Below are 23,064 nucleotides of genomic sequence, written 5' to 3' on the forward strand. Positions count from 1 at the left end.
GTCGATGCCGTCATGCGCTTCATCGACTCAATCCGGCCGCCAACAGATCCCCCGGCCCTGTCTCCCCAGACAGGTTGCGCCGCAGGTACCAGCTGGCTGCCCCCAGTACACCTTTGCGACCGTGCTCGGTGACCCACACCGGCACTCGCGACAACAGTGCCCGCGCACTGCGCCCATGCAGGAATCGCTCTTCGAAGGCGCTGCGCTCGAGCAGCGCGAACAGCGAATACAGAAAGCCGCCGGCCAGATACACACCGCCCACGGCCATGAAGGTCATGGCCAGGCTGCCGGCAAAACTTCCCAGCGATGCGCAGAAGATCTCCACCGCTTCCACCGCCTGCGCGTCGCTGCGCGCAGCGGCCGCAGCGCTGATGGCCTCCGGCGTGGAAAACACGGGTGTATCGCCGCGCGATGCACACAGCGCCGCATACACCGTCAGCAAGCCTGGGCCGGACACGATGCGTTCGTACGCCACATAGCCGCCCTGCGGGGCGAGTTGCGCCAGCACTTCGCGTTCGCGCAGCGAATTCGGTGCGAAGTCCATCTGGCCGGCTTCGGTCGTCAGCACATGGCCGCCGGCGGCGTCATGCAAGCGCACCGCCGCGCCCAGTCCGGTTCCCGGACCAATCACCAGGATCGGGCCATCGACCTGCACATCGGGTCCGCACAACCGCCTGGCGTTGCTGTCGACACGATGGTCGAGCGCGTAGCCCAATGCCTCGAAATCGTTGAGAACGGCAATATCGTCCAGGCCCAGCACTTGGCGCAGCTGCGACAAGTGGATTGGCCATGCGGAGTTGTCGTTCAAGACCTCGTCGCCCACCACCTGGCCGGCGCAGGCGATCACGCAATGCCGCACCGGAACCCGCACGTCGGTATCGAGAAAGGCCTGCAGCAGTTCCGCCAATCCGCGGAAATCTGCGCACACGAACTTGCGATAAGCCAGCACCTCGGCCTCGCCGCCGCCGTCTTGCGGGGCCTGCATCAAGGCGACGCGCGCATAGGTACCGCCGACATCCGCCGCCAGAAACGGCCTCGCCGGGACACTCGCTGGACGATCCAGAGGGTCGATGACTGCGTTCACTGTGCCTCCCCGCACCGGGAACGGCATCAGCTTGCGAGTCATTGTCACCGGTGTCAACTTGCGACGCAAAATAGATATTTTGCCGCAGGCAAGTTTTATAAGTACTCGACAAATATATATTTAATTATAGAAATGTCATGCCATTTCTAGATTATATGATGCTATGCATCAATTGAGAGAAAATTAGCTCTGGATTGACCTAAGGGACAACTGAAAATAGGCACGCCCGTGGATCGCCCCATCCCGGGCGCCGGCGCGGCCATTCGAGAGACGTGCGTTACCGCCATACCACCAGTACCCCAAAGAGCAAACAAAGCGACGCCGGTTCGGTATTACTTGTGGTCCTTGACAGAAATTACGCTGATTCGCAAATTGCTGCGTCCGGCCGCACTGGCGATCAAAGCCACGCGCAGGCGGATATGTCGAACCCCATAAAGCCTGGCTTTAGCTGCAAGACCGGAGCGTGAGCTTTTATCGGCGCAGCGCAGGCTCTCCCCAAAAATCTGGTTCCTAGGAGTAAAGCCGCTGTGCGAACTGTGATGCTCCTGCTTGCCCTGTGCCTGATATCAGGCATTGCCCAGGATTCCGCCTATGCAGCGGAGCCCTCTGCCCCTGCAAACAAAATCGACCACATCCTGCTGTGGGGTCGCAATATCGACGAAGTCACGTCGATCATGACGACCAAACTGGGTTTCCAGGTAAAACCTGGGCGCGATCCGAGCGGCGTAGCCAATCGATTCGTGCGCTTTGCCGATCTCGGTTATATCGAATTGCTGGGCATGACCAAGCCCAATCCGGAAATGGATCCCGGCGAGCAAGCCGACCAGGCCTCGCTGCATGGCGGTGCCGGCGCACGTCAGTTTGGGCTGCACACAACGGAACTAGACCAGGCGCGCACGCTGTTGCAGCAACGCGGCTTCGGCGTAACGCCGATCTTCTCCGCCGCAGCCAATGATCCCGATGGCACCGGACCGCAGGGGCCGCGTCGCTGGCAGCTGTTTGTGCTGCAGCCCTCACCGCTGTCGAGCGGCACCTTCCTGATCGACTATGCGCCGCTGAAGAGCGACCCGGCGAGCGTCATGGATGACCGCATCGGCCGCGAACAGCCGAATGGGGCACGCGCCCTATCCGCCATCTGGCTGCTATCGGCCGATGCAGCGGCCAACAAGACGCAATTCGAGCGCATGGGTTTCAGCGGCGCGAAAGCGGTACACCTGCCTCAGATAGCTGCGCGTGGCTATTGCATCCCAGTGGGCGGTACCGGCGTGTTGGCGCTGGAGCCGGATGGCCCTGGCATTGCTGCCGATACGCTGCACAAGCAAGGCCCGGAGATATTGGGCGTCAGCGTCGGCGTGGCGGATCTCGATCGTGCACAACGGCGTGTTGCGCGTGGATATGAGCAGACGATTAGCTCTTACAAGGGTGTCTTTGGCGAATCCTTTCTTGCGCCGACGCAGGCGGATTTAGGGATTTTGCTGGAATTTCATGCGTTGTCGGCGAAAGCGTCAGTTGGCGTTTGCGGTAACAAGCTCGACTAAAAGTCACAGCGCACAACACATTTGATTGCCTGGATCGAAAAGTCCGCCTCTCTCCGAGGCGGACTTTTTTGTAACAAAGCCAATCACAACGCCGGAGTGGCCTGCTCCGCCTCTGCAACGCCCACCTCTGTCAGCACAGTCTCATAAGCATCCAGGCGCCCTTTGGTACGGACGACCCACCAGGAAATTGCATAAGTGACGATGAGCAGCGATAGCAAGATGCTGCCGATCCAATGAAAATGAGCAAGCAGGCCTTTCCAATCACCGAAAGACCAGTCCTTTAGCTGTAGATACAGCAACGCGACCAAGGGCAGAACGCCAATTTTTTCCATGCCTCCGCTTAAGAGGCCGTGGCGATACATCAATACCGCTTTCCGATCACGGATATAGCGAAGATGTTTAGCGATCTCTGCAGCCGGATATGTCCGCAAGCCGTCGATAATTTCCCTATAACGCACGTAACCATTGTCGAGGTCGTGAGCAATATCGATATATTGACGCTTGTATGCACGCCATGCTCGATAACCTGTTCGGACGTAAACAGCCACAACGCATAGCCATTGCAGCAATACACTAAGCTGGAAAATATACAGCCCAAGCTGATTGCGTAATAGCAGGTGGAAAAGTATCGCCAGACCACCGATGACGACTACGGCAATCATGCCGTAGCCTTCGATTTTGGTCGCGGGCGGATCATCCATATCCGCCGCGTATTCAGCGATCTTCTCTTCCAGCCAAGAGAAATTAAATGGCCGCGGGGCCATTTCAGTCACATGCTCCACCCCATCCATACGCTTCCCCAGCTCCCGTTCCTGTCTCTACAGTAACGGGATCCTGGCGTGCTTGCATGAGGCACGAAGCCATTCCTATATGGCGGAAAAAGCGCGTTGCCTAGCTGACCCGCTTCACCGCAGCAGAAGTTTTCTTCGTCTTCACCACCAGCGAAGCAGAGCTGATCGACGGCGCCGCGGAATCCTCCGACACCGCCTCGATATGAATCGCCCCGGCCTGCCCGGTCGATTGAACGATCAGCTGCGCCAGCCCATTGAACAGGGCACGCTTGGAACCCTTGTCGCTCTCGTGGCTATTGGGATCGCCATTGCCCACGCCGATCAGCTTGCCCGCGCCGGAGACGCGGAAGCTGAGCGCATGGTTGGCGGTCGGTACCGGACGGCCATGGTCGTCCAGCACATCGACGGTGATCATGCTCACGTCCTGCCCATCCGCATCGATTTCCGCGCGGTCGGCAGCGAGCCGCAGCTTCCGGGCGGGGCCTGTGGTTTCGCGGCGCTCGACCAGCACGGTCTGGCCGTTACGGCGGCCACGTGCCTCGATCACGCCGGGCGCGTAAGTGACATCCCATTGCACATGCCCCAGGCGCGGCACTTGCTTGATGCCCAGGCTCTTGCCGTTGAGCAGCAGCTCGACCTCATCCAGATTGGTGTACACCCATACCGGAATCTGCTGCCCTTCCTTGCCGGCCCAGTTCCAGTGCGGAAACACATGCAGGCTGGGGGCTTTGGTCCACCAGGCTTTGTAGTAGTAGTAATAATCCTTGGGGAAACCGCACAGGTCGACGATACCGAACTGCGAGCTGATAGACGGCCAGCCATACGGTGTGGGCTCACCGCGATAATCGAAGCCCGTCCACGCGAAGCCGCCGGCCAGCCAGTCGCGACTGCCGTAGAAAGTCCACCACTGCTCCGGACTCTCGCCCCACGGCACGACGCCGTCATAGCTGCTGACGGTGTATTTGGTCTTGTCGGTTTTGTACTCGCCACGCGTAGCGATGGCGCTGGAGGTCTCCGAACCGAATACCGCGCGCTTCGGATGCTCGGCGTGGAACTTGTCGGGAAATTCCAGGTGGTAATTGAAACCGATGATATCCAGCGAATTCGAAACGCCTTGCTCATTATTGCCATTGACGGCAGCCGAAACGACGCGGGTGGGGTCGAGTTCGTGGCAACGCTCGACCATGGTCGCGGCGATACGCTCGCCCTCTTTCGCCATCTCACCTTCCTGCAATATCCACTCCTCGTTGCCGATCGACCAGATGATGATCGAGGGCGAGTTGCGGTAGCGCTTCACCATCGTCTCAAGCTGCTGCAGGCCGCTCGGGCTGGAGCTCATGTGGCGTGTTTCGCACATCATCAGCATGCCCATGCGATCGCAGGCTTCGACCCATTCGGGCGTGGGCATATTGTGCGAAGTACGCACCGCGTTGCAGCCCATGCCCTGCAGCACCGACACGCGGAAGGACTGCAGCCGGTCCGGCAGTGCCGCGCCTACGCCGGCATGATCCTGGTGGTTGCAGGTGCCCTGGATCTTGAGCGGCTTGCCATTGAGGAAAAAGCCGTGGTCAGGATCGAATACCGCGGTGCGGATACCGAATGGCACCCGCTCGCCATCGCGCACGCTGCCACCGACAACGACCTTCACGATGGCGGCATAAAGATGAGGCTCATCCGGCGACCACAGCGCGGGATTGCTGATCGACGCTGTAGCTTGGTAGTGGCCCGATGCATTCGCTGCGATCGACTGCGCCGGCGAGGTCGCTTGCGCGACGGTGCGGCCTTCGGCATCGATAATGGTCCATTCGAGCGATGCATCCGCCGGCTGCTCGCCGTCGTTCTGCACGATGGTGGCCAGCTCAAGTGCGGCGGACTGGTCCTTGATGGTCGAGCGCACCACGCTCTCCCACCGCCCCAGGTGCACGGGGTCCATCTTGGTCAGCCAGACATGGCGATAGATGCCTGCGCCTTCGTAGAACCAGCCGTCGCCGAAGCTGGCGTCCACGCGCAGCACCACGTAGTTCTTGCCGCCGTAGTTGAGGAAATCGGAAAGGTCGAAGCGGAATGGCGTATAGCCATCGTCGTGCTGCCCGATAAAGCAGCCATTGACGAACAGGGCCACGTTGCGCATCGCACCGTCAAACTCGATCCAGATGCGGCGTCCACGATCGCTTTCGGGGATCTCGAATTCGCGCCGATACCAGCCCACGCTGGTGTCGGGAAAGCGCCGCCCCAGCGGCTTGTAACCGTGCGAGGTCAGGCGCGTATCGTCATCGCCGCTGTCATCGTGGACGAACGGCAGCTCCACGGCCCAGTCGTGCGGCAGATCCAGTGCATGCCAGCCACTGTCATTGAAGGCGGATGTGGCGATCTTGAAGCTGCCGGTCTTGGAAAAATCGCCCTGGCCGAAGCCGTAGCCAAAATCCTTGTTGGGATCGGCGCCGTTACCCAGCGAAAAACGCCAGCCGAAATCGAACAGCAGCTGCTCACGCGGCGCAAGCGCCTCATCGCCAGGGGAAGCCGCCCATGCGGGTCCGCGTGGCGCGCCGATGCCGGCGGCCCAGATGGCTCGCGGCAACAGGCAGGAGCCGAGCAACCCGGCGCTGGAGAGAATGAAGGTGCGACGAGTGATGTCAGCCATAAGCGCATGCAACCTGTCAGGGAACAAGGAGGTACTCCCCGATCTTAAGTTGAAGCCGCCTATTCGCAAAAGACTTAAAAGCGGATTGAAGTCACGCCATGACGGCAAGACTCTCGCGACTGCTTGCATATGCCCATACGGCCTAACGGATTGTGTATTGGCCTGCGCTAGACCGCGCGCGAAACAAGGCCCATCTGGCCGGACTGCACGATGTGCTCCAGCGGCAACGGCCGGCCGAGCAGGAAGCCCTGGAATTCATCGCAGCCGGCCTCTTTCAGCATCGAAAACTGGCTCGGCGTCTCGATGCCTTCGGCCATCACGGGGATATTGAGGCTCTTGCCCAGTGACAACACCGCGCGAATCACCGAGAAGGTCTGCAGATCGCTTTCCGCATCCTGCACGAACGATGCGTCGATCTTGATCCGGTCGAAGGAAAAGCTGCGCAGGATGTCGAGCGAGGAATAGCCGGTGCCGAAATCGTCCAGGGCGATGCTTACGCCCAGCGCCTTGATGTCCGCCAGCAACTCCAGCGCATGTTTGCGATCCATAAAGATAGTGGACTCGGTCAGTTCCAATTCCAGACGGGTCGGCGCAAGTCCCGTTTCTTCCAGCACGGCTTTCAACAGCGCCAGCAGGCTCACTTGCGAGAACTGCATGGGCGACAGGTTGACCGCCACCTTGCACGGGCTGTCCCAGGTGGCGGCCGCCGCGCAGGCCTGGCGCAGCACCCATTCGCCTAGCTGCAGGATCAGCCCGCTTTCTTCCGCAATGGGAATGAACTCGGCCGGCGGCACTGCCCCGCGCACCGGATGGAGCCAGCGCACCAGCGCCTCGTATCCCAGAATGCCGCCGGTGGCCACGGAGGTTTGCACCTGGTAGTGAATCGACAGCTGTCCGGTATCCAGCGCCTTGCGCAATTCGGTGGCCACGTTGCGGCGCTTGCGCACCAGCTCGTCCATGCCGGGCTCGTAGAAGCACACATGCTGGGCCAGCTGCGCCTTGGCGCGGTACATCGCCAGGTCGGCATTGCTGATCAGCTGTTCGGAATCATTGGCGTCACTGGGATAAAACGCCACGCCAAAACTCGCGCCGGCATCGATATCGAAGCTTCCGCTATGAATCGGCTTGACGATCACGGCCCGCAGGCGCTCGACAAACTGCAGCACCTCTTCGTGCTGGCCGGCGCGGCAAGTGGCCATGAATTCATCGCCGCCCACGCGCGCAATAAACTCGCCGCGATCGCGGCGCAGCGCATTGCGCAGGCGTAAACCCAGCACGCGCAGCACTTCGTCGCCGGCACGGTGGCCTTGTGCGTCGTTGATTTCCTTGAAGCCATTCAAGTCGATCACGATCAAGGCCAGATAACGCACCTGGCTGCCGGCGAGCGCAATCTCCTGCTCCAGCCACTCGGCGAATGCCACGCGATTGGGCAATTCAGTCAGAGCATCCTGCAAGGCCATGCGGCGCAAACGCTCCATGGTCTCCACGCGAGCGCGATTATCGAGCAGGTAACTGACCAGGCCGGCAATGATGACCAGCACCGCCATGCCGGCGATCACCCAGGCCAGCGTATTGAATTGAGAGGGGTGATCGAGCACCGGCTGACCGGGCCACGGCGTCATGCGGAAAGCCGCCATGCCCGTGAAATGCAGTATGACGATGGCCAACGCCAGCACGGCAGCCATCTGGTTGCTGGCCCGATGGCTATGCCGCATGCCCAGCTGCAAGGCCCAGGCGGAAAGCAGCACCGAAGCCGCCACCGAGGCCAGCAGATAATCGCGGTCCCAGCTTACAGACGCCTGCACCTGATAGGCGAGCATGCCGATGTAGTGCATGGCGGAAATGGCCAGCCCAACCAACGCCCCACCCCAGATCGGCGCCCAGCGAATCCGTTTGCTGCTGGCCAGCACGAAACCCGCCGTGCTGCCGGCAATGGCGATCAGCAGGGAGATAACCGTAAGGCTGGCATCGAAGCTCACTGGCGCTGTTGCCCGGTAGCCGAGCATGGCTACGAAATGCGTGCACCAGATGGCTACGCCCGCCGCCAGAGCCGTCAGGAAATACCAGCCAATACGCTGCACGCCTTGTGCTTCCAGGGTGCGATGCAGCAGCCGCGCAGTGACCCACGAGCCCACGATGCACAACAGGATGGCGGCAAGGACCAGGCCAATATTGTGTTCGTGCACTAGGCACGAAAAAACCATCACCATGAGCGGCTCGCAGGGGCAACTTCCGTTGTGGCAGTCGACGCGCCAATCGTCCCGGCGAGACTACGCCTTTAAATTCCGGCGCAAAAGCAGGCCGTCATGCATTTATATCGGTAAAAGGGGGTAAACCTGAAGCAGGATGCAGCCCGAAGGAGCTCCCGAGGAGGCCTTTCAGCCATCCCGGTGCTGCAAATCGACCTTGGATAAGGCGCATCTTGCGGCATATAGGCTTTCGGCCAACTGTCGCATGGGTGCCCATGGCGAGCCCTCAGGGCAACGGGACGAAGCGAGGCTGGCCTTGCGGGCCATGTGGCCGTCATTTCAGGACATTCGGCAATAGAACCGAACGCTTGGGATTCCCCCGGTTTCGCCTACGTGCACCGATGCCGCAAGGCCGTCATTCCCGTGAAAACGGGGATCCAAGTTGACCTTTGCATCAGAGCCAAATGGATTCCTGCTTTTGCGGGAATGACAGCCACGCGATTGGAAATGTCATGCATCAATGGACGGCCCACTGGCTCGCTTGACAAAACCCGTATTAATAGACTGCGATAGAAGGCGCTGGGGCGAAAATCGACCAGAGCGACCAGGGGCAATCAACAGGCAAATCCTTGGAATGATGCTGCGAACAGCTATTTCGCAGCAGCCGCGCTCGCGTCGACTCAAGGACGTTTGACCTATTGCACTCCAAGGAGGTTTTGCGTGACGAATACCGGCCCCGGTCCTTGGTCACGAAAACAGGAGAGAAACCGCCACCCCCATTAACTCCGTCAGGTTTCAGGCTGCGAATAGCTTCAGGAACGGCGCCTTGCCGCGCCCCTATCTTCTATCGAGGTATTCCATGACGAATGAACAACCGGCGTTGAAAAAGCAACTCACGGCACACCGCTTCGCTCGATGCACCCTCCCCTTGCTGGTGGCGCTGACGGCATTGCCGGCTTTTGCCGACAACAACCACGCATATGTGGCGAATGAAAACGACAATACCGTTTCAGTGATCGACCTGGCCACCAATGCCGTCACCGCGACGGTGCCGGTCGGCAATGCGCCACTGTCGCTCGCAGTAAGCCCCAATGGCGGCCGCGTATATGTGGCCAACGCCAATGACAACACCGTCTCCGTGATCGACGCTGCCAGCAACACCGTAACCGGTACGATTACGGTGGGAAATACGCCCGGCGCGATCGTGGTCAGCCCGAACGGCGCCGATGCGTATGTCGCCAATGCCAATGCCGCTACCGTCTCAGTCATTGATACGGCCTCCGGCACCGTCATCGCCACCGTGCCTGTCGGCACCATCCCCCTCTCCATCACCGCCAGCCCCAATGGCGCCCATGTGTATGTGGGCAACGTCGTCGACAACACGGTCTCCGTTATCGACACAGGCACCAACACGGTGAGTGCCACCGTGCCCGTTGGAAACAGCCCTTTCGGCGTAGCTGCAGGCCCCTTCGGCGCGCGCGTTTATGTCGCCAACTTGGGCGACAATGACGTCTCCGTGATCGATACGTCCACCAACACGGTCGGCGCGACGGTGGCCACGGGCAATAGCCCCGCCGCCATTGCCACGGGAGTTCTCGGCGCACGGGTATACGTGGCGAACAATACCGACAACACCGTCTCGGTCATCAATACGCTCAACAATAGCGTAGTGGCCACGACGCCCGTCGGCTCCGCGCCGGGAGCCGTTGCCGTAAGCCGCGATTCCGGCCGTGTATATGTGGCCAATACGTCTTCCAATAGCGTCTCGGTGATCAGCCCACTCACTCAAAAGGTCATTGCCACCATTAACGTAGGCAACCAGCCGATCGCGGTGGCGACGCAGCCAGAATGGTGAGATAGCGGCCGAATCAGGCGGCATGAGTGCGTACAAGAAAAACAGAATAGCCATCGCTTAAGCGATGGCTATTCTTCGGTCGATTGATTCGTCCTGATGAACAAGGCGCGAGGCAGAGGCCAGCCCAACCCTCCAGGGTCTGCTTGTTCAGCGCATACGCTCAAGATCTGAAAATTGCTTTTCGATTGCCTCGCAAAGTTTACTGGCGGATGCGGGACAACTGGACTTGGCCTGCGTCCGTATAACCGTGGACTGGACTGGCGTCATCAGGTCGTCGAGATGCCGTATCACGAAACCTTCGAATTCCGGGTGCGCAATGGCCAACTTATTCAGCTCGCCGACTTGATCCCAGTGCGCCGCGAGCAGATCTGCGATGGAATCACTGTAGCCTTCGGCAATAGCGCCGTCGTCGCACTGTTTGTAGTGCTGATAGGAGGTAAAAACGCTCGCCCATGTTTTGAGGGTTGAGGCTTCCGTTTCGGCCTGAATAGCCTGCTCGCGAGTGCATTGCTGCTGCGATGCCATTACATCTGATATGCACGTGCACGCGAGAAGTAACACCGCAGTACTAAGCCCCTTCCGCCAAACAGACGACACGGTAGTAGCGCCTGGCTGTAAACCAAGCCGGCTTCTTGACCGAAGTACTGACCGTAAAGCCGGAAGTCGATGGATCTGTGTAATCAACCGACGGAACGCATCAGAGTCCGCAGGTGACATTGGAGTGAGCACAGGATAATTGGCGTCAGCGCCGACCCAGGGAGATACCAAGGCATGGGCAGCACCTCTTGAAGACCGGCAGGATCGATTGCCTATAGAGTACATATGTGTAGGTGTTAACTCCAGCTTCGATTCCCGACGGATCACTCTCGATGTAATGACCCGAACCAGAACCGTAGTCACGAAAGTCGTTTTGGAACAGTCCGGTCTCCGCATCGAAGTACTGCCCTGGAAGCCGGATGTGCTCAAAAAAAAGCGCCGTTCCGGCGCTTTTTTCATGACCACTAAGGCGACACGCCTCAATTCCGCAATCACCTGACAACTTATATTGATGATCGTAGGAACCATGATCCTTTTCGCATTTTGATCACGACAATTACTGCTTTTCGCCATTCAAGGCATCCAACACTTTTCCTGAGCTATCAAGGAATACCAAAACCCATGAAACTTCTTGCTCATCTAACTCTCGCAATAGCGTGAGAGTCTCCGACGCCTGCACTTCACTAACTAAAAAGTATGAACCAACGACCTTAGCGCGAATTAGCACGCACTGAAATCCGTCCTGAATTTCATAGTCCACCGCGCTGACCTTGGGAGAAAATTTGCCCCCCAACTCAACAACGAGTCGTTCCAATATCGCCAGTTTCTCAGCTTGGTTCTTCATAAATTATTTGGCTGGATAGGAGCTGGCCGCTGGGCCCAATCGTATGCGTCCGCGGGCACCGGACATCCTTTGGCCTCTGCTTGGCTAATCATTTTATTTAGCCCAGCCTGAAGGCCCTCATAGTAGGTCACATGTCCTTCCCATGTACCCCAAACATCGTCAGGAGGGGCCATTCTTGTATCGTAAGCCTTTGTGTAAAGGCCATGTTCGTCTTCAAGCATGTTGTTGTATTTCGTTTCAAGACCTTTAACTTGCGCTTCGATCTTTGCAATAAGCGCGGCACAGTCATCATCCGGGCACGTTTTACTGTCACTAGACAAACTTCCTGCCGCGGCTGCGGCAGCCGCCCCGCCAATAGCCGTGGCACTCACTCCGCCACCCGTGGCCGGCGACATACCTGCTGCCGCACAAGCGGCAGCGTTTACTGGATTGGCGCAGAGCACAGTTGACTGCAATCCACTCGGGTCCACATAGCTCAACGGGCTATTATTGCCGTAGGCATATGTGCTGATCTGGCCGCCAAACAAACCCTTTAGATCGCTCTCTATTTCGCGCCCAGTAGATGAATCGTAATCGCGATGACCGTTGTAGAAGAGGCCTGTCTCCGAGTCGAAGTATTGCCCAGAAAATCCGAGGTTATAGATGTATCCACTACTGATCGGCGCGACCTCGTTCCACGAATTTCCCTGATAGGCATTATGCCACTCGGCGTTGCCATTAGCATCTGAGATGACTCTGGGCGTACCCAACTGATCAGCGGTAACGTAGGCAAGTGTGTTCGTGGTGCCGATGATGTCCACGTTCGCCACCGGAATTCCATCCATCCAAACGTAATCCCGGTTGGTCGCTCCATACTCATCCAACATCTGGCTATCTTCGTTATAGCCATAACGCTCCGCACCGCCTCCCACCGATTTCTGAATCCGCTGGTTCAGCGCGTTGTACGTGTAATTGGCAATCGTGCTTCCCGCAAGCTGCGCCACCGTCATGCGATTACGGGCGCTGTATCCAAAGCCATAGGTGCTGCCCGCCTCGCTGATTGCGGTCGTATTGCCGTCGGCATCAACAGCCCTGGCCGCGCTACCTGTCCCAATGAGCTGGTGGGTATTTGCGTTGTAACTGTACGCACCGGTCGCAAGGCCGCTACCGGTTTTGGTCAGGCGATCTCCCGACGGGTTGTACGTCACACTTTCCAACAGGGAACCATTGGCTTCCGTGATCATCGTCAGTCGATACAGCGGGTCATAGCTGTAGGTTTCAGAAGCGGGATTCGCCCCCGGCGTATTCCCGATCGCCGTGATATCCCCCATCGCATCCCGCACCACATGCAGATTGAACGCCGGGCTCGTCAAATCCGTGAGCCGGTAGTTCGCATCGAAAGTCCGGGTGATTTGCTGCCCGTTACCCAGCGTGTAGGCACCCACCGGACCGAACGGCTGATAGGCAACATAGCTCACCGCTGCGCTGGCAACGCCGTTGGGCGGTGTAACGGATATCGACTGGATCCGGCCATCGCCGTCCCGGGCGTAGGTCACCTGGGTGCCGCTAGGATACACAATGCTGCTCCGCCGCCCTGCCGCGCTGACGCCGTAGCCGGTAGTGTCGGTGGTGCCGTTGAGGACCTGCTGCTTCTCGATCACGTTGCCGCGCGCGTCGTAGCAATAGATCGTGGTGACGGTGTTTTCGATGATGCGGGTCAGTCGCCCAACCGGGTAACCACCGCTGCAGCCGGTCGTACCGTTTTGATCGTCGTAGCTATAGGTGACGTTCTGCGTGCTGTCCGAATAGCTGGTGCTAGCCAGGCGGTCCAGCGCGTCGTAGGTGTTGGTGGCGGTAACGCCCTTGGCATCGGTGCTGGTAAGCACATTGCCCGCGGCATCAAAGGTACGGCTAGTGGTACCCGTATCCGGACTCACCTGCCCGGTCGCATCGCTCAAGCCATCGTAACTGTAAGTGGTATTGAGACTGCTGGGATCGGTGACCTGAGCGAGGCGGTCCAGGCTGTCGTATTGGTAGGCGGTAGTGGTGTTGTGGGTGGCGGGATCGCTACCGAGGTAGTTGTCCAGCGTCTGCACCAGACGATTGAGTGCGTCGTAGCCCTGCTGGCGCAGGATGCCGCGGCCGTCGCTGTTGATCAGCAAGTTGCCGTTGGCGTCGTAGCTGCCGTTATTGCTGGCGTTGAATACGGTCTGGTTGAGACCATCGATCACCGTGGTGAGCTGGCCCAGAGTGTTGTAGGTGCGGGTGAGCTGCTTATGCAAGTTGCCGTTGGCGTCGTAGACCTGCTCCGCGGTTTTGTCACCGGCGGCATCGAGCGTGTACTGGATGTAATTACCCAGGGCATCGGTGACCTTGGTGAGGCGGTGGGCGGCATCGTAGCCGTAGGTGGTGGTGACGCCATCGGGGTCGGTGCTGGTCTGCACAGCGCCATAGGCCGTATAGGTGAAACTGGTGGTGGCGCCGCCCACGCTGCGCGATGCCAGCCAGCCGCGCGGGGTGTAGGTCAGGTCGGTGTTGACGCCATTGGGGTCGGTGATGCGGGTGATGCGGCCATCGGCGTCGTAGGAGTTGATGCTGGTGAGATGGCCCAAGGCGTCGGTGATGCTGTACAGGTCGCCGGCCTGAAAGCAAGGTGCACCAGGCGTGCCGCAATTCGTCGCGCTGCTGCTGGTGTAATAGCTGTAGGTGGTGGTTTGGGTGAGGTCGGTGCGGGGGCCGCTAGCGGTGAGCAGCAAGCCAGTCAGCGGACACTGCGCCGGATCAATGCTGGCGCAGTAGGTATAAGCCCATTGCCGTACGCCGACCGGCGCCGAACCACTGCTGCCGCAGCTGTAACCGGCATTGGCGGAAGACGGGTCGATCAGGCAGTGCGCCGTAACCTGTCCCGCCGCGTTGTATGCCCATGCTTCGGATGCCACGACATTGCCGCCGGCATCCAATGTCTTGCGGGTCAGCGGCACTCGCAGCGTATCGTTCCACTGCGTATTGACAGTGCGCTGCTGGGCAGCACCCACCGCGTCAATACGCTGGGTTTCCAGATGTGCCGCATCAAAGGTATAGCTGGTTTTATTGCCGTTGAAGTCCGTTGTGGTGGCGAGATTACCGCTTGTATCGTAAGTATAGGCCGCAGACAGGCCACACGAAGCACATGAGCCGCCGCTCACGTTCGCGATGTGATTGACGCTGAGGACGGATTGGATGGTAAAGCTGCGGGTTGCACCCCAAGCGTCACTGACGTTGGCGCTGCCATCGGAATTGTAGGCAACCTCCGTAGCCCCGGCGCCGCCCGCATGCTGACTTGCTACCGCGCGCGACTGCCCATCGTATTGATACGTCGCATAGCGCTGCGCGGCCTCGTCCTGGATGCCGGTGAGGAGATCGTTGTTATCCCCCGCAACCACATACGCCGACTCGTTATAAAAATACGTCCTTGGGGCGCCGGTGGGGTAAGCCGCGGAGGTGAGATTTCCGGAAGCATCGTAAGCGTAGGTAACCGCCTGGCCATCGGGCTCAAGCAACTGCCCGATTTGCCCGGACGAGTTATAGGTGAGGCTGAGAACGTGGCCGTAGGAATCCTTGACTGACGTGAGTTGCCCGGCTGCATTGTAGGAGAGCTGATGGCTGAAGCCGCCAACGGCGGTTTCGGACAGCAAGCGCCCCGAGCCGTCGTAGTTTTCGGTGACGTCACGCTCATCGACATATGTCCACGCCACCACATAGCCGCTGCTATTGGTGGTTGCGGTCAGTGTCCCCGTTTCATCGGCGGTCGCGCACCACAGGCTGCCGCATTGGTTGAAATACCTTACTTCACCGTCGTCCCGGTAAAGCATGGCCGTCACCACGCTCTGCTGTTCCGACAGCGTCAGGAAGCGACTGTAGCTGTGGTTCCAGCGGGCGCCGATCGTCCCATCGCCATTGCCGTCGCTGTTGTAATAGCGCGCAAATTGCAGCGGAAACGTACCGCTGCCAGTGTAATCATCTTCTTCCTGGTATTTATTCCCGATCGAAAAATTGATCGGATTGCCCGCCATGGGGGCGCCGCAGGCCTGGCAGCCCTTGTTTCCGAGATTTCGGTCGATGGCGGGCGCGGCAGTAAACGTGTTCGGCGCGATGATGGCGGTGTAGCTGCCGTTGTATTGCGACATCCACCATAAATTGATGGTGTTGTTACTGAAGGTCATGCCGGTAAAAGTGAGGGTTCCCCACCACCCCAGCAGGTAGGAGTTGTAGGACGCCTCGGAACATGCCCTCAGTGAAGCGATACTGCCGTTCGGGCATGGCGCGTGATACCAGACATCATTCACTTCCGAGCCAACGCAGATCCCGCCCACGCACCAATAGGAGGGTGGCGAGGGGTCTGTGGACTGCGCATGAGCCGGAGCCTGGGGCACGAGGAAAAGCGCTAGAAATAAAAGCGCCGCCCAAACCAGCGCATGGGGATGGCGCCATGGACGCGCCATTGCCGAAGCTGCGGTCTGCCCGCTCTTGCGCAGCCCAAGAGATGCCGAATGAAGCATGTTGCCCTCCTAATCCCTTAGTAGTGTGTCGCGCACGAATGATCATCGCCTGAGGGCGCGTCATGGGTGGCGAATCAAATCCCCTTTCAAACCGGGCAACCCTCTTCTCGATGAAAAGGATGTGAAGGGATCACATCACGCAATCCGTGAAGAGTGCGTGCAAAGTAGACGCTTTATGACCACAAGCAATGAGACGAAGCGCACGATATAGGCACAATAATTTGGTGCGTTCGGGAATGCGCTCGTGGTCGAAGTGGGTGATTTTCTCGCGCAGGATGAAATTTTCCAGCAGGGTCGGCCCGCGCGGCTGTCAGGCCTTGCTGGACCCTTTAGTGACCGAATCCAGGTGCACCAGGCGCTCGATCTCGCACAGCCAGACCAGTTCGCTCCAGTCCGGCCGCTCGGGATCGATCAGCTTTACCACGCCGTTGCTGCCTTCCTGTTGCTGCGGATCACGGAAGACCTGCACGGTAGGCGTTACCGCCACCACGCCTTCGGTAACGCGGCCGCCGCGAAGATGCAGGGCTACCAATGCATTCACGGCCAGCTCGTCCACCAACTGCTCCAGCCGCTGCACGTCTTCCGTGCGCGTATAGACGCGATCTGCCATCTGGCCCATCGTGACACTCCGGTTACGGCCGCGGTCCGCGGCGGATATTGCCGAAGATCAGCGACAGCACGAACAGCACTACGAAAATAAAGAAGATGATCTTCGCGATACTAGCGGCGCCGGCAGCGATGCCGGCAAAGCCGAAGATGGCTGCCACGATGGCAATGACCAAAAACACCAGCGCCCAATACAGCATAGGTTGCTCCTTTGTCCTGTGTTGGCGTGTCTGGATAGATCGCACCTTTGCGGTTAAAGCGCCGTATCCGAATCATGGCTGTGCACTTGCCTGAAATGCGCATATCACAAGCTGTTCACCGCAGTTGAACGGCGGGAAAGTTAGCTATACGTCTCGTTGCCCGAACCCGCTTTGCGAGCACGATGAACTTATCCATGATGTCTCACGACCAGGCGCACGCCGCGCCGCAGCCGCAGGATCTGCAGACACCGGCAGATCGCTACCAGGAACTGTTTCAGGCTGTGCAGTTGCAGCGCGTGTTCCCGGACAGCAAGACCTTTGTCGACTGCGTACCCGAAGAAGATCCCGCGCAGATTCTTGCGGCCTACCGTGAACAATGTACGCGGCCCGGTTTCGACCTTTCGGGTTTTGTACACGCCAATTTCGCCGTTCCCGAGGTGTATGCCAGTCACTACGTGTCGGTGGCCGGGCAGCCGATGCGCGAGCATATCGATGGCCTGTGGGATGTGCTGTCGCGGCAGCCGCAGCAACATCCTCCACGCTGTTCGCTACTGGCCCTGCCCCGCAACTACGTGGTGCCGGGCGGACGCTTCGCCGAGCTGTATTACTGGGATTCGTACTTCACCATGATGGGCCTGGCCGAAAGCGGCCGGCACGACCTGTTGCGTGCGATGGCGGACAACTTCGCCTATCTGATCGACACCTACGGCCATATTCCCAACGGCAACCGCACCTATTACCTCAGCCGTTCGCAACCGCCGGTGTTCGCGCTGATGGTGGAGCTGTTCGAGCGGCACAGCATCTGCGAGGCCATCGGCTACCTGCCGCAGCTGTGCAAGGAATACGCGTGGTGGATGGACGGTGCCGACACGCTGCAGCCCGGCACCGCGCACCGCCATGTGGTGCGGCTGGAAGATGGCACCCTGCTCAATCGCTACTGGGATGCGCGCGATACGCCGCGCGAAGAGGCTTACCTGGAGGATGTGGTGACCGCACGGCAGACCACCCGCCCGGCGGCCGAGGTGTATCGCGACCTGCGCGCCGCGGCCGCATCAGGCTGGGATTTCAGTTCGCGCTGGTGCGATGACGGCAATCTGTCCAGCATTCGCACCACGGCGATCTTGCCGGTGGATCTGAACAGCTTTCTGTGGAAGCTGGAGCAGCAGATCGCCCTGCTCAGCCGCAAGGCCGGGCTGACCGAGCAGTCACGCCTGTTCCAGCGGCGCGAGCATGCGCGGCGCGAAGCGGTGGACCGAGTGCTATGGGATAACGCCGATGGCGTGTACCGCGATTACGACTGGCAGCGCCAGCGTTCGCGCGGGATGCTCAATGCAGCGATCAGCACACCTTTATATGTGCGCATGGCCAGCAAGCAGCAGGCCGGGCTGACGGCCGAAGCCTTGCGTACCCGCCTGCTGAGTGCCGGCGGCATCGAAACCACCTCGATGCTCACCAGTCAGCAGTGGGACAAGCCCAATGGCTGGGCGCCGCTGCAATGGCTGGCGATCGGCGGTCTGCGCCACTACGGGCTGGAGGATCTTTCCGAAGATATCGCGCATCGCTGGCTGTGCACGGTAAGCAGCCTGTATCAGCGCGAGAGCAAGCTAGTGGAAAAGTACGTACTGGAATCGACCCCGCATGGCGCTGTCGGCGGCGGTGGCGGCGAGTATCCGCTGCAGGACGGTTTCGGCTGGACCAATGGCGTCACGCGCCGCCTGCTGCATGAGCGCCCCGCACACGCCGCCAATCACGCGCGCGCCGCATCGGCGTAGACAAAATCTGTTGGCCAATGTCACGCAGCCCTGACACCCGCCTGTAGAGGCTTGGTCGGTAAATGGCTGCCGGAGGTAACAACCATGAGTGCAAACCCCGCCGCGCAAACCCGCAGCACCGCCCCACCGCTGTCATTGCCGCGCCTTTTGACCGGACAAAAGGCCTTGGTGACCGGCGCCAACTCCGGCATCGGCCGCGCCGTGGCGATCGCGATGGGTCAGGCTGGCGCCGATGTGATCATCAATTATGTCAGCGGCGATGAGGCGGCGCAGGCCGCAGTGGAGGAGATTCGCCAGGGCGGCAGCAAAGCGATCGCCTGCAAGGCCGACGTTTCTTCGGAAACCGAGGTGGCGGCGATGTTTCGCCAGATCGTGGAGGAGTTCGGCTCGCTGGATATCCTGGTCAACAATGCCGGGCTACAGCGCGACGCCCACTTCGAGGCGATGACACTGGAACAATGGAATACGGTGATCGGCATCAATCTCACCGGGCAGTTCCTGTGTGCGCGCGAAGCGATCCGCCTGTTTGAGCGCCAGGGCGTGGTGCCGCAGGTGTCTTGCGCCGCCGGCAAGATCATCTGCATGAGTTCGGTGCACCAGGAAATTCCCTGGGCCGGGCATGCCAATTACGCCAGCTCCAAGGGCGGCATCAAACTGCTGATGGAAAGCCTGGCGCAGGAAGTGGCGCCCAAGCGCATCCGCGTCAATGCGATTGCGCCGGGCGCGATCCGCACGCCGATCAATACCACGGCCTGGTCCACGCAGTCGGCGTACGACGCGCTGATGACGCTGGTGCCGTACGGGCGCATCGGCGAGCCGGAAGATATTGCGCGCGTGGCGGTATGGCTGGCCTCGGATCTGTCGGACTACGTGCTGGGCACTACCATTTTCGTGGACGGCGGCATGACGCTGTATCCCGGCTTCGCCACCGGCGGCTGAGCCGGTGCGCAGCCGCCACGCGCGCCTGCTCAGTGCCCCGGCCGCCTGGCAGCAATGTCCTTGGCCATCGCCACCCCTTGCGTTCCGGCAAACAGATACGCGTTCTCCTCCGTAACCTGCAGATCGGTATCGCCCTCCGCCACCGCCGACTGCTCGCGGAATTGCTGTCCGGGATGCACCGACCAATGCCCGCGCCAGCGATCGCCTTCGCTAAGCGCCACCTTCTCCGCGGTGATCTCCACCACCAGATCCTGCACAGGTATGACGCGCACGGCGGCTATACCTTCGCCGCCGGCAAGGTCACGTTCGGCGGCGACTTCACCAGCTCCAGCAGGTCGGCAGCCAGTTCCCGCGCGTGTGTGACGAACAATCCATGCGGCGCATCGTCATACGCCTTGAATACGCAATTGGGCAGCGCATCGGCCAGGCGTGCGCTGGTGGCGGCGATCGGCGCGATGCGATCGGCATGGCCGTGCACGACCAGCGTAGGCATATTCACGATGGCGCGCAGGTCCTCGCTGAAGTCGGTCTCGCGCAACAGCTGGATACCGGCCAGCATGCTTTCAGTAGCGGCGCGATGGATCTGCGACTGGATCCAGTCCTTGGTGGCGCGGCTCACCGTGGGCTCCTGGCAGCCTTCGAACAATTCGTTGGCGTACCAGGCAGTGAATGCAAAGCGGTCCTCGCGCAGCTCCGTGTCCATGCGATCGAAGGTTGCCTCGTCGACACCGCCCACGTCAGTGGACGATTTGGCCAGCGATGGCGCCACTCCGCTGATCAGGGCCAGCCGGCCCACCCGCTGGCCGAGATGGCGCGCCATATAGCGGATGATTTCACCCACGCCCATGGAATAGCCCACCAAGGTGACGTCGCGCAGATCCAGCGCGTCCAGCAGCATGGCCAGGTCGTCGGCGAAGCGGTTGTAGTTGTAGCTGCCCTGCGACTGCGAGGAGCGGCCGAAGCCGCGGCGGTCGAAGGTGATCACGCGGCAGCCGCGGTCTAGCAATTCGGCCGCCTGCGCTTCCCACATGGCATGGTCGAGCGGCCAGCCATGGGTCAGCACCACTGGAAAACCGTAGCCGACATCTTCGTAGTAGAGCTCGACCGGGCGGCCCAGCGTATCGGTCTCGACTTCAAGCATGCTCATGATGTTTCTCCGTTGCAATCTCGAATAATTCCGCTCAAGGATGGCTGCCCTGCTCCGGTTCCCGCTCGCCGCCGCCCGACGAACGCAGGGCCTCCGGCGTCAGCAGCAGGTTCATGCGCGGATTGGCCAGCTCGATGCCTTTTTCGCGGAAGCGCTTGACGATGCGCGCGTTGATCTCGCGCTGCACGCCCCAGCGGCCGCTGTCGGTGCATTGCATCTGGCCGATCAGGGTGATCTTGGAGCCGTCCATCGCGTCCACCCCCCAGACCTCGATGTCCTTGAGGATCAGGTCGCGATAATCCTTGTCCTGGCGCAGCTCGGCACCGATGCTTTTGAGTTCGGCAATGGCACGCTCGATGTCGTTTTCCTGACTGACGCTGACGCTCACCGCCGCGTTGCCGAGCCCGCGATGCGTGTTGTTGACCGTGGTGACGGAACTGAACGGCACGGTATACAGCGAGCCGTCGCCGCCGCGCAGGCGCACCGTGCGTACCGAAAGGTTTTCCACCGTGCCGGAGACGCCTGCCACGGTGACCCAGTCACCGACCTGCATGGCGTTTTCCATCAGCAGAAAGATGCCGGTGATGAAATCCTGCACCAACTTCTGCGACCCGAAGCCCAGCGCCACGCCGACAATGCTGGCGCTGGCCAGCAAGGGCGTGGTGTTGATGCCGATCTCGTTGAGCGCGGTCAGCCCTACCACCAGCACTACGCCGACCAGCAGGCTGGTGCGCAGCATTGGCAGCAAGGTGCGCAGGCGTGCCGCGCGCATCACGTCGCCGCGTTGCGACCATACGTCGATGCGCCGCTCGATGCTGATGCTGGCCGCTTCCCAGATCACGATGGCGATGATGCTGGCCACCAGGATGGTCATCGCCGCCGAGGTCAGGCTGCGGCCGATCGCGCCGTTGGAGAACCAGCCGAAGGCATCCAGGCCCCAGGCCTGGAACAGTGCAATCAGCGCGCAGACGGTGATCAGCAACGACACCAGCGTCTTGATGAAGGGGTAATAGGTACGCGTGAGGCGCACGCGCACATCGGCCTTGGCACTGGCATCCGCATCGGCATGAAAGGCGCGGCCGAGCATGCCCTGCAGCAGGACCGTGGCGAGCCGCGCAGCGATCAGGATGGCGGCGGTGATCAGGATCACGTGAATGAGCTTGGGGAAGCCATCCTCCACGCCCAGCGCCCAGACCACCCACTCGCCCAGGATCAAGGTGAAGGCGAACGGCACCCACATGCGCGCCAGCCAGTTGCGCGATGCCGCCACCAAGCCGTGCTGCCCCGACTTGGCCGCGATGGCGCGGCGTACCGGCCGGCGCAGGCGGAACACCAGCGTGACCGCGGCGATATGCACAAACAAGGCAATGATCTTGATAAAGGCGAAACGGGCCTGCCCGGTCGCACCCAGCGTCTGCGCGGAAGCACCGATCGCATTGCCGAATGCCACCAGCGCCACGATGCAGCGCACCCAGCGCTGCAATATCAGTGCAGTACCCTTGCCGGTCTGCAGGATGCGCATGCCGCTGCTCAGCGGCGAAACCAGCAGGCGCAGCGTGGCCATGATCACACGCGTACTGACATAAGCCTCGACAAAATCGCTGCCGATGGCGTGAATACGGGCATCGTCGTCGGCCAGCCAGTGCAGCAACAGCGCCGAGACCGGCAGGAATACCGCCAGCGGCAGCAGGTCCAGCAGCCAGCTGCCGAGTGCATACATCAGGCGGCGCAAGGCATGCACATAGCGCGACGGCTGATGGCGGTTGGCGCCGGCACCGGCCTTGCCGGAGGGCTGCGCGCCCGGAGCGGACGGCGCATCGTTGCCGGTATTGCGCTCGCCAACTGGCACCTCTTCCACTTTTTCGACGCCGTTCTCGACCGTGCTGACCATCGCCACGTCGTCGCGCGAAGGACGTGTACCGGCCAGCACTTGGTCGGCATCAGGCACGGCATTCGACGCCGACTGCTGTTGCCGCGCCTGTTCACGCTCCTGGCGCGCATCATCCGCCGCACCGCGTGCTTCGCCGCGATCCGCGCGCTCCACCAGCCAGGCCAGCGGATGCTTCAACAGGCGATGCACGCACCATTCCAGTGCAAGGCCGCAGGCAAAGCTGCCGATCAGCACAACCGCCGCCTGCAGCAACAATTGCCGATTGGTATCGCTGATACGTCCGCCGGAGCGTGCGAACAAGGCCAGCAGGGCGAGCAAGGCACTGCGCAATTCAGCCAGCTGCGTGCCCAGCCCATCGACCCATTGATCGATATCGCGCAGCGTGCGTGCGATCAGGCCGTTGGCCTGCAGCGTGCCTGGCTTGCTGGCCGGCGCCGCCGGCTTGGCAGCGACAGCCGATACTCCCTGTGCTGTCGGCCCTGTGCCGGAAGCCGCCGCATGCGCAGGCACTGC

Annotated in this window: 17 protein-coding genes and 1 pseudogene; 4 read left to right on the top strand and 14 right to left on the bottom strand. The window is 60.6% G+C overall.

From position 1 onward, the window contains the following. Positions 1-19 precede the first annotated feature (19 nt). On the bottom strand, positions 20-1,084 hold the full coding sequence (locus IGX34_RS15525) for a glucokinase (protein WP_338015489.1): 1,065 nt from the start codon (positions 1,082-1,084) through the stop codon (positions 20-22). A 539-nt stretch (positions 1,085-1,623) separates the two neighbouring features. Here IGX34_RS15525 and IGX34_RS15530 point away from each other — a divergent pair. Further along, positions 1,624-2,622 carry a VOC family protein gene (locus IGX34_RS15530; RefSeq protein ID WP_225737508.1) on the top strand — a complete coding sequence of 333 codons (999 nt, stop codon included), beginning with the start codon at positions 1,624-1,626 and terminating at the stop codon, positions 2,620-2,622. A gap of 83 nt (positions 2,623-2,705) precedes the next feature. On the opposite strand, the gene IGX34_RS15535 is transcribed toward IGX34_RS15530, so the two are convergent. The 3 genes from IGX34_RS15535 to IGX34_RS15545 form a co-directional block, all read right to left on the bottom strand. Next, positions 2,706-3,395 carry a hypothetical protein gene (locus IGX34_RS15535; protein WP_192556641.1) on the bottom strand — a complete coding sequence of 230 codons (690 nt, stop codon included), beginning with the start codon at positions 3,393-3,395 and terminating at the stop codon, positions 2,706-2,708. Positions 3,396-3,513: 118 nt separating this feature from the next. Next, positions 3,514-6,054: a beta-galactosidase GalA gene (gene galA / locus IGX34_RS15540; RefSeq protein ID WP_192556642.1), complete on the bottom strand. Its 2,541-nt coding sequence runs from the start codon at positions 6,052-6,054 to the stop codon at positions 3,514-3,516. A gap of 167 nt (positions 6,055-6,221) precedes the next feature. Then, positions 6,222-8,264: a putative bifunctional diguanylate cyclase/phosphodiesterase gene (locus IGX34_RS15545; RefSeq protein WP_192556643.1), complete on the bottom strand. Its 2,043-nt coding sequence runs from the start codon at positions 8,262-8,264 to the stop codon at positions 6,222-6,224. Between the two features lie 838 nt (positions 8,265-9,102). On the opposite strand from IGX34_RS15545, the gene IGX34_RS15550 reads away from it, so the two are divergent. Further along, positions 9,103-10,098 carry a YVTN family beta-propeller repeat protein gene (locus IGX34_RS15550; protein WP_192556644.1) on the top strand — a complete coding sequence of 332 codons (996 nt, stop codon included), beginning with the start codon at positions 9,103-9,105 and terminating at the stop codon, positions 10,096-10,098. A gap of 147 nt (positions 10,099-10,245) precedes the next feature. Here IGX34_RS15550 and IGX34_RS15555 read toward each other — a convergent pair whose 3' ends face one another. From IGX34_RS15555 to IGX34_RS15585, 7 genes and pseudogenes are all read right to left on the bottom strand, one after another. Continuing rightward, positions 10,246-10,623, bottom strand: a complete 378-nt coding sequence (locus tag IGX34_RS15555) for a hypothetical protein (protein ID WP_225737509.1) — start codon at positions 10,621-10,623, stop codon at positions 10,246-10,248. Positions 10,624-10,840: 217 nt separating this feature from the next. Then, positions 10,841-11,137, bottom strand: coding sequence for an RHS repeat domain-containing protein (locus IGX34_RS22510; RefSeq protein WP_192556645.1), 297 nt, complete (start codon positions 11,135-11,137; stop codon positions 10,841-10,843). Positions 11,138-11,191: 54 nt separating this feature from the next. Next, positions 11,192-11,479, bottom strand: coding sequence for a hypothetical protein (locus IGX34_RS15565; protein ID WP_192556646.1), 288 nt, complete (start codon positions 11,477-11,479; stop codon positions 11,192-11,194). Then, positions 11,476-15,996, bottom strand: a complete 4,521-nt coding sequence (locus IGX34_RS15570; protein WP_192556647.1) for a DUF6531 domain-containing protein — start codon at positions 15,994-15,996, stop codon at positions 11,476-11,478. The genes IGX34_RS15565 and IGX34_RS15570 overlap by 4 nt, the downstream gene beginning before the upstream one ends. A gap of 226 nt (positions 15,997-16,222) precedes the next feature. Continuing rightward, positions 16,223-16,303, bottom strand: a pseudogene (locus IGX34_RS22515) (catalase); the annotation flags it as partial. A gap of 3 nt (positions 16,304-16,306) precedes the next feature. Further along, the gene (locus IGX34_RS15580; RefSeq protein WP_192556648.1) at positions 16,307-16,615 is read right to left on the bottom strand and encodes a DUF3247 family protein; all 309 of its coding nucleotides are present in this window, start codon (positions 16,613-16,615) and stop codon (positions 16,307-16,309) included. A 13-nt stretch (positions 16,616-16,628) separates the two neighbouring features. After that, positions 16,629-16,802, bottom strand: coding sequence for a DUF1328 family protein (locus tag IGX34_RS15585; protein ID WP_192556649.1), 174 nt, complete (start codon positions 16,800-16,802; stop codon positions 16,629-16,631). A 146-nt stretch (positions 16,803-16,948) separates the two neighbouring features. On the opposite strand from IGX34_RS15585, the gene treF reads away from it, so the two are divergent. Beyond that, on the top strand, positions 16,949-18,574 hold the full coding sequence (treF, locus tag IGX34_RS15590) for an alpha,alpha-trehalase TreF (RefSeq protein WP_338015493.1): 1,626 nt from the start codon (positions 16,949-16,951) through the stop codon (positions 18,572-18,574). A gap of 84 nt (positions 18,575-18,658) precedes the next feature. After that, a complete protein-coding gene (locus IGX34_RS15595; protein ID WP_192556651.1) occupies positions 18,659-19,513 on the top strand; it encodes an SDR family oxidoreductase in 855 nt (284 codons plus the stop codon). A gap of 29 nt (positions 19,514-19,542) precedes the next feature. Here IGX34_RS15595 and IGX34_RS15600 read toward each other — a convergent pair whose 3' ends face one another. The 3 genes from IGX34_RS15600 to IGX34_RS22450 are packed head-to-tail and all read right to left on the bottom strand — an operon-like array spanning position 19,543 to position 23,061. Further along, positions 19,543-19,785: a hypothetical protein gene (locus IGX34_RS15600; protein WP_192556652.1), complete on the bottom strand. Its 243-nt coding sequence runs from the start codon at positions 19,783-19,785 to the stop codon at positions 19,543-19,545. Between the two features lie 5 nt (positions 19,786-19,790). Continuing rightward, positions 19,791-20,660, bottom strand: coding sequence for an alpha/beta fold hydrolase (locus IGX34_RS15605; protein WP_192556653.1), 870 nt, complete (start codon positions 20,658-20,660; stop codon positions 19,791-19,793). 34 nt (positions 20,661-20,694) lie between these two features. Further along, a complete protein-coding gene (locus tag IGX34_RS22450; protein WP_338015490.1) occupies positions 20,695-23,061 on the bottom strand; it encodes a mechanosensitive ion channel family protein in 2,367 nt (788 codons plus the stop codon). Between the last annotated feature and the right edge of the window lie 3 nt (positions 23,062-23,064).

The sequence above is a fragment of the Dyella acidiphila genome (assembly GCF_014863405.1).
Lineage (GTDB): Bacteria > Pseudomonadota > Gammaproteobacteria > Xanthomonadales > Rhodanobacteraceae > Dyella_B > Dyella_B acidiphila.

Excerpts from the sequence above, each read along its gene's own strand:
- IGX34_RS15595 (WP_192556651.1), top strand. The coding sequence starts at position 18,659 with ATGAGTGCAAACCCCGCCGCGCAAACCCGCAGCACCGCCCCACCGCTG.
- IGX34_RS15585 (WP_192556649.1), bottom strand. The coding sequence starts at position 16,802 with ATGCTGTATTGGGCGCTGGTGTTTTTGGTCATTGCCATCGTGGCAGCC.
- IGX34_RS15550 (WP_192556644.1), top strand. The coding sequence starts at position 9,103 with ATGACGAATGAACAACCGGCGTTGAAAAAGCAACTCACGGCACACCGC.
- IGX34_RS15555 (WP_225737509.1), bottom strand. The coding sequence starts at position 10,623 with ATGGCATCGCAGCAGCAATGCACTCGCGAGCAGGCTATTCAGGCCGAA.
- IGX34_RS15570 (WP_192556647.1), bottom strand. The coding sequence starts at position 15,996 with ATGCTTCATTCGGCATCTCTTGGGCTGCGCAAGAGCGGGCAGACCGCA.
- galA (WP_192556642.1), bottom strand. The coding sequence starts at position 6,054 with ATGGCTGACATCACTCGTCGCACCTTCATTCTCTCCAGCGCCGGGTTG.
- IGX34_RS15605 (WP_192556653.1), bottom strand. The coding sequence starts at position 20,660 with ATGAGCATGCTTGAAGTCGAGACCGATACGCTGGGCCGCCCGGTCGAG.
- IGX34_RS15530 (WP_225737508.1), top strand. The coding sequence starts at position 1,624 with ATGCTCCTGCTTGCCCTGTGCCTGATATCAGGCATTGCCCAGGATTCC.
- IGX34_RS15580 (WP_192556648.1), bottom strand. The coding sequence starts at position 16,615 with ATGGGCCAGATGGCAGATCGCGTCTATACGCGCACGGAAGACGTGCAG.
- IGX34_RS15565 (WP_192556646.1), bottom strand. The coding sequence starts at position 11,479 with ATGAAGAACCAAGCTGAGAAACTGGCGATATTGGAACGACTCGTTGTT.
- IGX34_RS15545 (WP_192556643.1), bottom strand. The coding sequence starts at position 8,264 with ATGGTGATGGTTTTTTCGTGCCTAGTGCACGAACACAATATTGGCCTG.